Origin of the sequence: Archangium sp., assembly GCF_036389735.1 — a bacterium.
GTDB lineage: Bacteria > Myxococcota > Myxococcia > Myxococcales > Myxococcaceae > Archangium.
In genome coordinates this window covers 1-13,012 of record NZ_DASVWK010000719.1, presented here as the reverse complement: position 1 = coordinate 13,012, position 13,012 = coordinate 1, and the positions used below count along the sequence as shown (strand labels likewise).

The following is a 13,012-nucleotide window of genomic DNA, read 5'->3' as shown; positions in this document are numbered from 1 at the left end:
CGAAGCTTCGCGGGCGGCGGTTTCGTTTTGGAGGGCTCGAGCCTCAGTCCAACTGCTGCCCTCAGTGGACGATGAAGTCGAACCGCTCAATGGCGGCTTTGAGTTCCTCCTCGGTGGTTCCGGCTCGTTTCGCCTCGGCCGGCGCGTAGAAAGTCGTCGCCACCACCGAGGGCACCTCCTGGTAAGGGCCCTCCAACGTGACGGGGCGAAAACTTCCCGGCCACTTCACGCTCGTGAGCTCGCGACCGCGGCCGATGGGGTCGAGGATGGTGAAGCAGGGCCAGCGCGGCAATCGCAGCGTCCGCATGTCGCAGCCGTGGAAGCGGCACAGGTCCAGGCGGGCCTCGGAGAAGTCACAGTCCTCCACATGGCCGTGCTCGCCCCCGGTCATGTAACCGGGAAAGGGCCCGAAGTCGCAGCCCAACATGCGCCCCTTGAGCCGGCAACCCTTCAGCGAGGCGCTTACCCAGCCCCGGTGGTTCCTCAGTTCCTGCTTCAGCTCGAGGGCGCAGTCGATGAGGCGCGGTTGCCGGAGGATCAACCGACTCGTCGGCACGCGCACAACGACCGTGCACCGCCGCAGCGTCAGGTTTGGCCCGAGGTAGATGAGGCGGTCTGTGTCGGCGGCCAGCTCCAGCCGCTCATCGTCGATCTCCCGGTCCTCGTAGACGATGTTGCCGAGCCACATCCGCGTGCCCCTCAAAAGAAGATCATCCGGAAGAGTTCGGTGGCCATCCGTCGCCCGTGCACACCGAAGTTCTCCATGGTCCCGGAGAGTACCTCGTATTTCTGCCCCCCTGGTCGCGGGTCCACGACATCAACTCCCTTGTGACTCCACTTGAGGTGAGCGAATTCGAGCTTGAGCTTTTCCTGCACCCAGCGCCCACGGGCCAGCCCCTCCATATGCAGGGCGTTGCCATGCTTGCCCGCCTCGCGGGCCCTATCGATGGCAGCTCTCTCCGGCTGGGTGAGCCGGTGTGGTCCCCACTCCTTCGCTATTCGGGTGGCCGCCGCCTGTAGCTCGTCCCCCAGCTTGTCCTCCGGTGGGATGTCATTGAGCCCCTTCCCGCGAGGGAGGTGCCACCGCTGGCCATTGCCGAGGATGAACTGCTGGTTGCCGCCTCGATGCCGGATGGCGATGGTTCCCGAGTGACCGGGAAAAGTCACCGCCGCGTTGTTCTGGCTGAGCATCGCTCCAGCCAGGGGGCCCTGTGGTGACGTGAGGACCGCGAGGGCGCGGCCCGAGGAAGCCGCCGCCCTCTCCACCGCCGCCACCTGCTCCACCGCCTCCGGTACCGGCATCCGGAAGCCCTGGGCCTGCCACTGTGCCTGCGCCAGGCCGTACCTCGGCAGGGAGCGCACCCGCGCCGCTACGTCTCCAAGCGTGCGCCCGCTCAACGTGGCCACGGCGAGGATCAGCGTCCGGGCCGCGTCCGTTCCCAGCACCCTCCCGAGTTCCTCGCCTGCCTCGCGCAGCTCGGCGAACGTGGTGGCCTCGTGGGCCCGGTGCGCCATCGCGGCCCACCCGTCCACGAGTCCCCACACCGCATCCACCCCCAGCCACGCCAGGCGGAGCACCGACAGCGTGGCCGCCACCGCTTTGGTGCTCGGCTCGGGCACCAGCCAGAGGGCGAGATACATCCCGGCTGTCCACACCAGCGAGGAGAGCACCACCCGTGGGTGCAGCTCCCGCCCCAGGGCTTCCATTGTCTCGTCCAGCACGGTGCCGAAGGCCAGGGAGAGAGCCAGCGTGCGCCGGTCGTCCGTACGCAAGTAGGGCCCATCGTCGAAGAGGCCCAGGCAGTCACCACCGCCGCGCCCCTCGCACCAACCGAGGTACCTGTCCCGGAGCGCTGCCTCCACTTCGGGGACGAGGGGGCCTTTGTCGTCCAAGGGCACCAGACCCAGGACGCGGCCGCCGTACACCTCGGCGAGCAGTTCCTCCTCTGGCATGGCCTGGAGTAGCCGCTGCGCGGTCTCCTGGGGTATACCCTCCACCTGATGGGGGCCGCCGAGCCGCCGCACCGCCCGCTGAAACTCCGCCTTCGTAACGGCCACCACCCGGGTGGAGCCCCTGGGCTCGAGCACGTCCACCTCGACGACAACCACGGGCTCGAGTTGGGGGGCTACCGGGCGCGCCAGCGGAGGGACGCCGCTCGACACCACTTGGCCACCCGGGAGAGTGCGCGCGGTACACGCGGCATGGATGACGAGGATGATCAGCGTCAGGGCGCCTGATAAGGCCCTCCGTGGCAGGCCTCGCGAGCCAATTCCGTCTCCGAGCCTCAATGAATTCCGGGAGCGGGCTCGGGCTCCTGGGAGATGCCACCGGAGATGCCGGTACGGGCCTCGAATTCGGCGCAGCCGCTCATGCCGGAGACCTGAAGATCGAACTCCTCGAGTTCGGGCTGCATGCACCTGGCCACTTCGGTGTCACCCGGGTTGGGGTGGTGGCTGTCGAAGTAGCGGCATCCCTTGCAGTTGCCCCAGTTGTTGCTGTCCGCCATGGCTGTCTCCCTCGTGGGCTGGATTCGTCCCCTTCGAGGGTGGGCTCGGAAGCCGGCGGCCACAAGGGACGCCTGCCCCTCGCCTCAGGAGCCGATCGTCACCCGCACCTCGGGCACGCGCTGCTCCGCCAGCACCCGGAGCTGCTCCCCTACCTTGCGCAGCTCCTCGGGAGATGGCACCCAGGCCAGCAGGGCCCGCGCCTCGTCGAAGTGCTCCAGCTCCCGCAGGGCCTCGGCCTTCAGCAAGCCCTCCAGGGGCTCTTCCGGATCGAGCAGCTTCAGGAGCGCGCGCAGGTTCTCCCGAGCCGCTGGTGCCCGCTCGGAGAACGGCTTCCAGGCCGCCCCAGGCTCCCGGTAGGGATCATTCCCCGCCCACCAGGCGCGCAGGCGCAGCTCGCGCTCCTCTTCCCTGCCCCGCGCCACCCCCGCGGCCAGGGCGGCGAGCAGCTCCTCCTCGGCAAGCTCCGCCACCCCGGGCAGCTCCAGCCACTCCGGGGGGAACGCCTCTCCCGGCAGGGGTTCCTCTTCCCTGGGCCGCATCTCCTGCTCCGTCACCGTCGCGCCCGCGGCCCGGTATCTCGCGATGAACGTGGGGAGGTCGCGGTACAGCTCCGGGCGGAGGAGCTGCAACGGCAGGCGCTCCAGCAACTCCTTCACCTCGGCCAGACTCACGCGGAACTGCTCGCGCAGCAGGGCCATGACCTCGACGCGCCGGGGCCCCACCGCCGTCAGCAGGTAGTTCACCCAGGGTCGCGCGGGGGGCTCCCAGACGGGCCGGACGCGCGCGGTGGCCCCGGCCGCTTGAAGCTCCTCGATGAGCGCCTTCGCCTTGCCCCAAGGGATGTCCCGCGCCAGCTCCAGGGGGACGTGCAAGGCCTTCCCCTCGGGCGCTTCCTCGCCGAGCACGCGGCGCAGGATGCCGTGGACCTCGACGGGCCGGGGCCCCACGTCCACCAGGACGACGTCCCGGGAGGTGTCCGACTGCAAGCCCGAGATGCGCCCGAGCCGCTCGCCCCGGTGGAGCCAGAAGTACTGGCCACACCCGCGACAGCGCGTCACCAGGGGACTGGAGGGGAGCATGGGCGCCTCGCGCTTGCCGTCCGACCACCAGCGCGCGCCCACGGTATTGCCAGACATGAGCGAGCCACGCCGGTGGGGAGCGCGGCAGGACGGACAGCCGATGATGTCGTCGGAACCGGGAACCATCCGTCGCCTCCTCGGGCCCGCGAGCCTACCGCGTCAGCCGGCGGGAGGCGCGTGGCGAGCGGCGGTGCGGGCTAGTCCTTCGACTTGCGCAGGTCGCCGCTGTTCTTGATGTTGGTCTTCACGAGCCCCTCGGCGCCGCTGCACTCGCCCTTGGCCTGATCGTCGATGCGCAGCACGTTGTTGGAGAGGGTGAGGTCGCCCTTGTTGAGACAGGAGGCCACGGGCAGCCCCTCGAGCCACGCCTGGGGCTTGAGCAGCGCGAGCAGGGCGTCATTGGCACCCACCTCGACGCCGGTCGCGGACTCGAAGCGCGCGTCCTCGCTGAACTTGAGCTTCAGGTCGAGCGTGGTGGGGGTGTTGTTGTGGGAGAAGCCGGCCTTCACCAGGAGGCTGTAGCCCACGAGGGGCTCGGTGGAGGGCACCTCGCCGGCCTTGGCCTCGTCCAGGCGGAAGTCGATGCGCTTGTAGGTTCCGGCGGGCAGCTGGAGGCCGGAGAGGTCCGGGGTGGTGGCACCCGTCATCAGGTCCACGACGATGGGGCCGGGGACGACGACAGTGCCCGAGCCGCTGCCGGAGTCACCGCCCTTACACTCGGCGCCCGCGAGCAGGCCGCGCACCTCGGCGCACCTGGTGCCCTGGGGCAGGTCCAGGCGGATGTCCTTGAGGTGGATGCGGGCCGCCGTGAGGGTGAAGGTGACGTTGTCGCTGGAGCGGAAGGTGGGGGCGACGACGGAGCCCTCGGCGCCGGCCACGAGCGGGCTGGGGGAGGTGGCCAGGCCCTCGTGCACGGAGAAGCGCAGCGAGGCGCCCTCGCCTCCGCAGGCGGTGAGGGCCAGGACGGCGGCGGACAGGAGCGACGGGCGAAGCGAGGGGATGCGAGCGTTCATGGGATTGTCTCTGGGGACTGGGGAGGGGTCTTCCGGCCAGGGCCCCTCGGGTTTGCACCCTATTGGACCCTGGAGGCCTGACGTTGGCCACGCACGAGGGAGACGGGAGCGTGTGTGGGCCCGGAGCGCACGAAGGCGCACCGTGAAGGCCTTGGGGACGGGGGTTAGAGTGGTCGCATGAGACAGGCCCGAGTCGTGTTCCTCGCGTTGGCGCTCGCCGCCGCGCCCGCGCTGGCCCGCCCGCCGAAGGAGGCCCGGCGCATCTCCCTGGAGGTGACGAAGGCCAACGTGCACGACGTGCTGCGGCTGCTGGCGGACGCGGGCCGGATGAACCTGGTGGTGGGCGACGAGGTGCAGGGCACGGTGACGCTCACGCTGCGCAACGTGCCGTGGACCCAGGCGCTGGACGTGGTGCTGGCCGCTCGGGGGCTGGGCATGGAGCGGCGGGGCAACATCCTGCGCGTGGCGTCGTTGAAGACGCTCCAGGAGGAGGCCGAGGCCCGCGCGCGGCTCAAAGAAGCCCAGACGCGGTCGGCGCCGCTGCGCACCTGGTTCATCCCGGTGAACTACGCGAGCGCGGCGGACATGGCCAACCACGTGAAGGGGGTGCTGTCGCCGCGGGGCTCGGTGAGCGTGGACGCGCGCACCAACACGCTCATCGTCACGGACGTGGAGGAGCCGAGGCTGCCGTAGCTCAGTCGCCCACGATGCCGATGCGGACGCGGTGGTGCTCGTCGCGGGTGGCGACGGTGAGGGTGAAGTCCGCCACGTCCTCGGCGTACACCTGCCGGCCGCCCGTGGGGAGGGCCTCCACGGCGGTGCGGTACTTGCCGGTGTGGACGCCGCTGGGCATGACGGGAGGGCACACCACCACCCAGTCGAGCCCGCTCTCCTGGAGCACCTGGAAGGCGTTGCGGTGGTCCTCGAAGGCGTGGCGCAGGAAGGGGGGCAGTCCGTGCTCGCCGGTGAGGCCGCCCGCCGGGTGGGGCAGCAATCCCGCCGCGCCGACCACCACGAGGCGCTGGACGCCCTCGGCCTTCATGGCCGCGGAGATGGTGCGGGTGGCCTGGGTGACGACGGTGACGGAGTGGGTGACGTCCCGAGCCCCCAGCGTGCTCACGACGACCTCGGTGCCGCGCACGGCGTCGGCCACGGCGGCGGCGTCCTCGAGGCTGCCCTTGCGGACGAAGAGCCGACCGTGCTTGTGCTTCAGCCGCGCGGGATCTCGCACGTAGGCCGTGACGTCGTGTCCCTGCTCCAGCGCCTCATGGACCAGGGTGTGCCCGACCCGACCCGTCGCTCCGAAGACCGTCAACCGCATGGGTGCCTCTCCTCCATACCCCGTCCCGTGTTCAGCCCATCGTTGAACGAGTGGGGCCAGGGATATAGCGCCTCTGGTGGCACGTTGTCCGCACGCTCGGAGTGGAGGGAGGCGGCCAGGGGGTCAATTTTCCAGTCGCTGGAGACCCTCGAGCTCGCTCCGGAGTTTCTCCAGGGGCAGTGAGTGGATATCCAGGTGGGACGGGTGATTGACGGGATACCGGAAGCGCAGCAGGTTTGGCCTCATGAGGCAGGGCTGGCAGGAGTTCGTCCATCAATCCTTGAAGGGGGCGACCGACGAGCCCCACGTCCGGCTCCTGCGCGAGCGAGTTCGTTCCGGCAGCAACGTGGTCCGCGTGCACCTGGACGACTCGGGACGCCAGCCGGAGTACCGCGTGCTGTTGTCCCTGCACCGCCAGCTCTCGGAGATGCGAGTGCCGCACTCGGACAGCTTCACCCGCTGGTCTCTGGAGACAGGGACGCGGCTCGCGGATCCGGATGAAGAGGCGCGTCGCTTCGCGCTCTTGCTGCGAGAGCGCTTCGAGCCCCTGGAGCAGGAGCTGGGACGGGAGTACTTCGATTCTCTCCTCGGAGAGCAGCTGCGCGGCCTGGGACCACCCCGAGCGCGGGCCCGGCTCGATGGTGGGAGGCTTGTCTACCATCCCTACTCTGGCGTGGCGGATGGACGCGCCAGGCGAAAAGACCTGGAGCGCATCGAGTCCGTGCTGGCCTCGCTCGCGCGGGAGCTGGGCTCCTCCCTCAAGTACAGTGAACAGGAGGTCGCGGAACTGCTCGATGCGGCCCTCGAACACTCTCTGTCGGAGCGATACCTCCCGGACGTGGAGGACGTAGAAGACGTGCCCCCGCTGTGAGCGGGCCTCACCACGAGCGCACCTGTTGCTCGAAGTGCTGGAAGCTGGGACGCGCGCGCAGGATGTCGAGCGCGTCCGGGCGGTGGAGTTGCTCCAGCGCGATCCGACAGGTGCTCGGCGTCGAACTCCTCGCCATCCGCCTGGCGCATCCACAGGCGCTGATAGCCCGGCACGGGCGCCGGTCGCACCAGGGCGTTGCGGATTTCCGGGAGGCACTTGCGCAGGAAGGCCTCCAACTCCTCGCACTTCTCCGGCTGCGAGCCACGCCAGAGTCCGAGCACCGCGGCCAGACCCGCTCCTTCCTGGGTGAGCTGGGGGGACGGAACGACCTCGGAGTCCGCCCGGAGCGCGGGGAGCGACAGCTTGATCATCCGGGAGCGCACGATGGGCGCCCAGATGGGCTCGTTCCGGTTGTGTTCGACGAGATAGCTCAAGCCCAGGTAGGTCGTCCCGGCGCGTGTGAATTGCTTCACTACATCTCTGAAGATGACTTGACCGGTTGTGTCGCGCCTGAGAACAGGCTGCACCTTGGCATCATCCAAGCGCTCGCCGAGGACACGGGCGGAGACTCCGCTCCGAATAAGTTCCAGGAAGTAGCCCCCTTCACCCGATTTCCACTCCAGGATGACTTCTCCATCACCTTGGACAGGTCGATGGATGATGAAGGAGGCCCCTCCCTCCTGATTCAAGGCCTCTTCAACTGAGCCAATCACCGCATTGGCCACGAACCGACCCACGCTCATGAAGCTCGACTTGCCGGAGTTGTTCGGCCCCACGAGCACCGTGATGGGCTCCAGTGGAATCTCCTGCCGCTCGCCGAAGCTCTTGAAGTTCTGCAGGGTGATGGACCGGATCATGGCGGCAGCCTCACATTACCTTTCAGGTCAGGTCCGGTCAAACGGCTCCGACGGTCAGCTCACTCGCCCGTCAGCTTCGCTTCCAGCTCGTCCAGCTCCCGCTTCACGCCCGCGTCCGTCTCGCGCAGCTTCTCCACCTTGCGCACCGCGGAAATCACCGTCGAGTGGTCCTTGCTGAACCTCGCGGCGATCTCCGGGAACGAGCCCTTCGTCAGCTTCCGGCTCAAGTACATCGCCACCTGCCGGGCGTGCGCCAGCGCCTTGTGCCGCCGGTCCTCCTTCAACGACTCCACCGGCACCTTGTAGTACCGCGCCACCTCGCGCTGGATGCTCTCCACGTCCACCACCTGCCGCGTCGGCAGCACGTCCTTGAGCACGTGCGACACGAACTCCACCGTCACCGGGTGCCTCGACAGCGAGTGGATGGCGCTCACCTTCACCAGCGCCCCCTCCAGCTCCCTCACGTTCTTCTGGATGGCTCGCGCGATGAAGTGCGCCACCTCGTCCGGCAGATCCAACCCCTCGTGCTGCGCCTTCTTCTGGAGGATGGCCACCCGCGTCTCGAAGCTCGGCTCCTGGATGTCCGTGATGAGCCCCATGTTGAAGCGGCTGCGCAACCGCTCCTCCAGCCCGGGCACCTCCGCCGGCACCATGTCGCTCGTCAGGATGATCGCCTTGCCCAGCTCGTGCAGCGTGTTGAAGGTGTGGAAGAACTCCCGCTGCGTCTCTTCCTTCCGTCCCAGGAACTGCACGTCGTCGATCAGCAGCACGTCGCAGTCATCCCGGAACTTCCTGCGGAACTCCGGCATCCGCTGCTCGCGCACGCTCTCGATGTACTCGTTGGTGAACTGCTCACTCGACAGGTACACCACCCGCTGCGTCGGATCCCGCTCCCAGATCTTGTTGCCGATGGCGTGCAGCAGGTGCGTCTTGCCCAGACCCGTGCCTCCATAGACGTACAGCGGGTTGTAGGCCCGCCCCGGGCTGTCGGCCACCGCCTGCGCCGCCGCCGCCGCCAGCTGGTTGCTGTCGGCCACCACGAAGTTCTGGAACGTGAAGCGCGCGTTCAACCGCGGGGGCCTGCGCCCATCGCTCTTGACCGCCGGTGCGGGTTGCAGCGTCGGCACCGGCGCCATCCCCGCCACCACCTCGAAGGCCAGCCGCGAGGGCTGCTCCGTCACCCGCGCCAGCGTCGCCTCCATCAGCTTGCGGTAGTGGTTGTCCATCCAGTCCCGGTAGAACCGGTCCGGCACCGCCAGCACCAGCGTGTCCTCGCGCACCTCCAGCGGCTGCATCCGGCCGATCCACGACAGCGCGTAGTCGCGCTTGTCCTGCCTGAGGCAGTCCAGCATCCGTTCCCAGAGATTCTCGGCACTTGGCGTCGATACGAGGGAATGGGCGAGGGCGTTCACGATGACCTCCGGAGCCCTGGCGCACCGCCAGGCAGGGGGCCGACCGTGCTAACAGGCCCCCCCTGGGCGATCAAGTTTGCCGCCCCATTCCCAGGGATTCCGCACCCCTGGCTCCCCCCGTCAGATCGCAACCCCCTCCTGGAATCCCCCGCCCCCTCCCGGCGGTTGTGGCCCCGACGTCCCACCTCCACCACCGTTTCACCCCGGGTGTGGGATGCAAAACGAGGGCGAGCAGGCCCGACTCGACCGCCCGGAGTGATCCGACGTTGACTTGGGTGGGAGATCGGGTTACGAGCGCCGCCTTCCTCAGTCTTATGGATAAGGGCGCCCGCCTCCGGAGGGCGTGCCCCGCTGTCCCAGGAGTTCAGTCGTGTCCAAGCGCACCTATCAGCCGTCGAAGATCAAGCGCAACCGTACCCACGGGTTCCGGCAGCGCAACTCCACCAAGGCCGGCCAGGACGTCCTCAAGCGCCGCCGCGCCAAGGGCCGCAAGCGCCTGGTGGTGTCCGCCTACAAGAAGTAGTCGGGACGCTCGCGTGAAGGTCGAGGGCCAGGCGCCAGCTCCTGACGAGCGCTTCCCCAAGGCCGTCCGCCTGCTCTCCCGTCGCGAGTTCCTCGAGGTCCAGGACAAGGGTCAGAAGATTCCCTCTGACTGCCTCCTGGGGCTCGTGAGGCCCAACAAGCTGCCTGTCAGCCGCGTGGGCCTCACCGTCTCCAGCAAGGTGGGCAACGCCGTGGTGCGTGCCCGCCTGCGCAGGCTCCTGCGGGAGATCTTCCGCAAGCGCCGGGGTCAGTGGCCCCCCGGTGTGGATGTGGTCCTCGTCGTGCGTCAGTCCGCGAAGGACGCCTCCTTCAACGACCTGTCTCGCGCCTTCGATGGTGTCACCCGCCGGTTGCAGAGGCTCTTCCCATCTGGCCCCCGGGAGTCCGCCCGATGAGTCCGCTCGCCTACCTGCTCGCGATTCCCATCCGCCTCTACAAGCGCTTCCTCTCGCCGCTGCTTCCCCCGGCCTGCCGCTTCCACCCCACCTGCTCCGTGTACGCCCTCGAGGCGCTCCAGAAGCATGGGGGGCTCCGCGGCCTGCGCCTCACCGTGTGGCGCCTGCTGCGCTGCCAGCCCTTCCACCCCGGCGGCTTCGACCCGGTTCCCTAGCGCGCCGCCCCCTGGTCTATGAACGATCTCGATCCGCTCTCGCCCAACTCGCCTGACTCCCAACGGCGACTGATGGTGGCGCTCGCCCTGGCGATGCTGCTCACCTTCGCCTACACCTTCTTCTTCTCGGCCAAGGGGCCCCAGCCGGGCGCCGAGGCGGCGGACGCGGGGCAGGTGACGGCCCTCGCCGACGCGGGCACCGGCGCTCCCCTGGCTGGCACTCCCGGCACGCCGACGCCTCCCGTCCCGGGCACCGGGGTGGCCGCTCCCACCGACGCGCCGCCGCCTCCCGTGCGCACCCTGGACCTCTACCGCGAGGAGGCCCGCTACACCTTCTCCAGCCAGGGCGCCGGCCTCACCTCGGCCGTGCTCCAGGGCACGAAGATGCGCGAGCAGCAGCAGCTCTCCGTCACCGAGGGCTTCAAGCTCCTCTTCGGCGGTGAGGTGCCTCCGCCCCCGCAGATGAACCTGGCGCAGCCCGTCCAGGGTCAGCCCCTGCCGCTCGCCGTGGCGATCACCGGCGCCTCGCCCCTGCCGGCCACCACCCCCTACGCCGTGGCCGAGACGGCCAACGCCGAGACGGGCGCCACCTTCACCGCGCGCCAGGGGCCCTGGGAGGTGACGAAGTCGTTCCAGTGGGTCAAGGAGGGCTTCGAGCTCGCCTACACCGTGCAGGTGCGGAACACCTCGGCCCAGCCCCTCACCGGTGAGCTGGAGGTGCACTACAGCCGCGCCATCGACCCCAACTCCGAGCACGCCCCGTCCTTCTTCGGCGGCGTGGGCAACCTCAGCCACGCCTCGTGCCAGGTGGGCGAGGAGCACCACAAGCTGGCCCCCGAGCAGAGCGAGCCGGACCCCGAGGAGCTCAGCGGTCCGGTGAGCTACTTCGGCATCGACCAGCAGTACTTCCTCTCGGCGCTCTACCCGCTGGAGGGGCCGCAGCAGGGCCGCTGCTCGCTGGTGTCCACCGCCCAGGTCCGGGGCGTCGTCGTGGCCTTCCCGCTCTCCGCGGCGCCCGGCCAGACGCTGACGTTCCGCTTCGGCGGCTACCTGGGGCCCAAGGATCCCAACCTGCTGGCCGCCGTGCCCGGCCCCTCCGTGCGCCAGGCCACCGGCACCACCGCCTCCACCTATACCCCCAACCTGACGGAGACCATCGACTACGGCATCTGGGCCGTCATCGCCAAGCTGCTCGTCTCCATCATGGGCTTCTTCCACGGCATGACGGGCAACTGGGGCCTGGCCATCATCCTGCTCACCGTGCTGGTGAAGACGATCCTCCTGCCCCTCACCCACCGCTCCATGGTGAGCATGGAGGCCATGAAGAAGCTCCAGCCGCGCGTGGAGGAGCTGCGCAAGAAGTACGCGGACGACCGCGAGCGGCAGAACATGGAGATGATGAAGCTGTACCAGGAGCAGAAGGTGAACCCGCTCGGCGGCTGTCTGCCGATGCTCATCCAGATGCCCGTGTGGATCGCCCTCTTCACCGCCCTGCGCAACAGCTACGAAATCTACCAGGAGCCCTTCTTCGGCCCCGTGTGGAGGGACCTCACCTACAAGGACCCGACCTACCTGCTGCCCATCGCCCTGGGCGTCAGCATGATCATCACCCAGAAGCTCCAGCCGCAGATGGGTGACCCGATGCAGGCGAAGATCATGACCTGGTTCGTCCCCATCCTCTTCACCGCCACCCTCTTCAACTACCCGGCGGGCCTCGCGCTCTACATCTTCACCAACAACATCCTCTCCATCGCCCAGCAGTACGGGCTGCGCAAGTGGTTGGAGAAGCGCGATGGCGGCGGCGGGCCCACCCCGGCTCCGGCCACCGCGGGAGGCAAGCGCAAGTGAGCGACGTGCAGGCACCCGAGACGACTCCGGCTCCAGCGGGCGGCGCGGACATCCGCCCCCGCGTGGAGAAGCTCCTCACCGACATCCTCGGCATGATGGGCTTCCCCGCCCGGCTCGACTTCAAGGACGCCAGCGACGGCAGCCTGGCCGTCGCCCTCCACTTCCTGGGCGAGGCCCCCGCCGGCGTCGAGTCCGGCAAGCGCAGCCAGGTGGTGGACTCGCTCCAGTTCCTCCTCAACAAGATGCTCCACCGTCCGGGCACCGAGCGGCGCTTCGTGCTCGTCGGTGCCGGCGTCCACCCGGAGCCTCGCGGCGAGCGGCTGAAGCGCGAGCAGGCCGCCGCCCAGGCCGCTCCGCAGGCTCCGGCCGCCGCCCCCGCTCCCCCGCCCCAGCAGGCCCCGCCCGCGCCGGCCCGGGCCCAGCCCCAGGCCAAGGCCAAGGCGCCTCGGGGGCAGCAGGCTCCCGCGCAGCAGGCCAAGGCCTCCGCTCCCGCGCAGCAGGCCCGGGCCCCGGCTCCAGTCCGTGGGGGCGAGGCCGATGAGCGCTCCCTGGAGGTCCCCGAGGACGCCGCCCTTCGCGAGGTCGCCCGCAAGCTCGCCGAGAAGTCGGCCACCCTGGGTCGCTTCTACGCCCTCGTTACAGTGAAGCAAGACGACCGCGCGCGCGTCATGAAGGCTGTGGAGGGTGTGTCCGGCGTGAAGGTCTCTTGCGAAGGCGAGGGCCGCAACCGGCGCGTGGTGTTCACCCCGGAGAAGCCCGCCCCGCTGCCCAAGCGGAGCATGCTGCCGGATGACGAAGACGACGACCTCGAGGGCTAGCGTGTCCCTCGGGGCCTTTAGAAAGGGCAACGTATGGGCAAGGCCAAGTCCCTCAAGGACAAGCTGTATGGCGCGGCCGTGCTGAAGATGAGCTTCCGGTTGCGTGGAGACGAGGAGTCTCCCGCCTTCAAG

The 13,012-nt window shown here is 69.1% G+C and carries 15 protein-coding genes and 1 pseudogene; 7 read left to right on the top strand and 9 right to left on the bottom strand.

Features of this window, described 5'->3' with window-relative positions; translation table 11 throughout:
- Positions 1–61 precede the first annotated feature (61 nt).
- From VF794_RS25550 to VF794_RS25530, 5 genes are all read right to left on the bottom strand, one after another.
- Positions 62–688: a hypothetical protein gene (locus tag VF794_RS25550; RefSeq protein WP_331114771.1), complete on the bottom strand. Its 627-nt coding sequence runs from the start codon at positions 686–688 to the stop codon at positions 62–64.
- Between the two features lie 11 nt (positions 689–699).
- A complete protein-coding gene (locus VF794_RS25545; protein WP_331114769.1) occupies positions 700–2,163 on the bottom strand; it encodes a hypothetical protein in 1,464 nt (487 codons plus the stop codon).
- Between the two features lie 122 nt (positions 2,164–2,285).
- Positions 2,286–2,507 carry a hypothetical protein gene (locus VF794_RS25540; protein WP_331114767.1) on the bottom strand — a complete coding sequence of 74 codons (222 nt, stop codon included), beginning with the start codon at positions 2,505–2,507 and terminating at the stop codon, positions 2,286–2,288.
- An 84-nt stretch (positions 2,508–2,591) separates the two neighbouring features.
- Entirely contained in the window at positions 2,592–3,713 is a 1,122-nt protein-coding gene (locus tag VF794_RS25535; RefSeq protein WP_331114766.1) for a hypothetical protein, read from the bottom strand.
- A 71-nt stretch (positions 3,714–3,784) separates the two neighbouring features.
- On the bottom strand, positions 3,785–4,600 hold the full coding sequence (locus tag VF794_RS25530) for a hypothetical protein (protein ID WP_331114764.1): 816 nt from the start codon (positions 4,598–4,600) through the stop codon (positions 3,785–3,787).
- Positions 4,601–4,777: 177 nt separating this feature from the next.
- On the opposite strand from VF794_RS25530, the gene VF794_RS25525 reads away from it, so the two are divergent.
- On the top strand, positions 4,778–5,293 hold the full coding sequence (locus VF794_RS25525) for a secretin and TonB N-terminal domain-containing protein (protein WP_331114762.1): 516 nt from the start codon (positions 4,778–4,780) through the stop codon (positions 5,291–5,293).
- Position 5,294: 1 nt separating this feature from the next.
- Here the strand turns inward: VF794_RS25525 and VF794_RS25520 are convergent, their stop codons facing one another.
- The gene (locus VF794_RS25520) at positions 5,295–5,921 is read right to left on the bottom strand and encodes an NAD(P)-dependent oxidoreductase (RefSeq protein ID WP_331114760.1); all 627 of its coding nucleotides are present in this window, start codon (positions 5,919–5,921) and stop codon (positions 5,295–5,297) included.
- Positions 5,922–6,165: 244 nt separating this feature from the next.
- Here VF794_RS25520 and VF794_RS25515 point away from each other — a divergent pair, with 244 nt between their 5' ends.
- Positions 6,166–6,792 carry a hypothetical protein gene (locus VF794_RS25515; RefSeq protein ID WP_331114758.1) on the top strand — a complete coding sequence of 209 codons (627 nt, stop codon included), beginning with the start codon at positions 6,166–6,168 and terminating at the stop codon, positions 6,790–6,792.
- Between the two features lie 7 nt (positions 6,793–6,799).
- On the opposite strand, the gene VF794_RS25510 is transcribed toward VF794_RS25515, so the two are convergent.
- The 3 genes and pseudogenes from VF794_RS25510 to dnaA all read right to left on the bottom strand — a co-directional run bounded on the left by VF794_RS25510 (position 6,800) and on the right by dnaA (position 9,061).
- A complete protein-coding gene (locus VF794_RS25510; protein ID WP_331114756.1) occupies positions 6,800–6,928 on the bottom strand; it encodes a hypothetical protein in 129 nt (42 codons plus the stop codon).
- 610 nt (positions 6,929–7,538) lie between these two features.
- Positions 7,539–7,649, bottom strand: a pseudogene (locus VF794_RS41765) (AAA family ATPase); the annotation flags it as partial.
- Between the two features lie 59 nt (positions 7,650–7,708).
- Entirely contained in the window at positions 7,709–9,061 is a 1,353-nt protein-coding gene (dnaA, locus tag VF794_RS25505; RefSeq protein ID WP_331114754.1) for a chromosomal replication initiator protein DnaA, read from the bottom strand.
- A 370-nt stretch (positions 9,062–9,431) separates the two neighbouring features.
- Between dnaA and rpmH the strand changes: the two genes are divergently transcribed.
- From rpmH to VF794_RS25480, 5 genes are read left to right on the top strand one after another with little or no spacing between them, the layout of a single operon-like run.
- Positions 9,432–9,584, top strand: coding sequence for a 50S ribosomal protein L34 (gene rpmH / locus VF794_RS25500; protein WP_331114752.1), 153 nt, complete (start codon positions 9,432–9,434; stop codon positions 9,582–9,584).
- A gap of 13 nt (positions 9,585–9,597) precedes the next feature.
- Entirely contained in the window at positions 9,598–9,999 is a 402-nt protein-coding gene (gene rnpA, locus VF794_RS25495; RefSeq protein WP_331114750.1) for a ribonuclease P protein component, read from the top strand.
- Positions 9,996–10,214 (top strand): membrane protein insertion efficiency factor YidD, encoded by a 219-nt coding sequence (gene yidD / locus VF794_RS25490; RefSeq protein ID WP_331114748.1) that lies wholly within the window; start codon positions 9,996–9,998, stop codon positions 10,212–10,214. The genes rnpA and yidD overlap by 4 nt, the downstream gene beginning before the upstream one ends.
- An 18-nt stretch (positions 10,215–10,232) precedes the next feature.
- Positions 10,233–12,062: a membrane protein insertase YidC gene (gene yidC / locus VF794_RS25485; protein WP_331114746.1), complete on the top strand. Its 1,830-nt coding sequence runs from the start codon at positions 10,233–10,235 to the stop codon at positions 12,060–12,062.
- Positions 12,059–12,880, top strand: coding sequence for a hypothetical protein (locus VF794_RS25480; protein ID WP_331114744.1), 822 nt, complete (start codon positions 12,059–12,061; stop codon positions 12,878–12,880). The genes yidC and VF794_RS25480 overlap by 4 nt, the downstream gene beginning before the upstream one ends.
- Positions 12,881–13,012 lie beyond the last annotated feature (132 nt).

Coding starts and splice junctions, on each gene's coding strand:
- VF794_RS25550 (WP_331114771.1), bottom strand. CDS start 688: ATGTGGCTCGGCAACATCGTCTACGAGGACCGGGAGATCGACGATGAG.
- VF794_RS25540 (WP_331114767.1), bottom strand. CDS start 2,507: ATGGCGGACAGCAACAACTGGGGCAACTGCAAGGGATGCCGCTACTTC.
- VF794_RS25535 (WP_331114766.1), bottom strand. CDS start 3,713: ATGGTTCCCGGTTCCGACGACATCATCGGCTGTCCGTCCTGCCGCGCT.
- VF794_RS25530 (WP_331114764.1), bottom strand. CDS start 4,600: ATGAACGCTCGCATCCCCTCGCTTCGCCCGTCGCTCCTGTCCGCCGCC.
- VF794_RS25525 (WP_331114762.1), top strand. CDS start 4,778: ATGAGACAGGCCCGAGTCGTGTTCCTCGCGTTGGCGCTCGCCGCCGCG.
- VF794_RS25520 (WP_331114760.1), bottom strand. CDS start 5,921: ATGCGGTTGACGGTCTTCGGAGCGACGGGTCGGGTCGGGCACACCCTG.
- VF794_RS25515 (WP_331114758.1), top strand. CDS start 6,166: ATGAGGCAGGGCTGGCAGGAGTTCGTCCATCAATCCTTGAAGGGGGCG.
- VF794_RS25510 (WP_331114756.1), bottom strand. CDS start 6,928: ATGGCGAGGAGTTCGACGCCGAGCACCTGTCGGATCGCGCTGGAGCAA.
- yidD (WP_331114748.1), top strand. CDS start 9,996: ATGAGTCCGCTCGCCTACCTGCTCGCGATTCCCATCCGCCTCTACAAG.
- yidC (WP_331114746.1), top strand. CDS start 10,233: ATGAACGATCTCGATCCGCTCTCGCCCAACTCGCCTGACTCCCAACGG.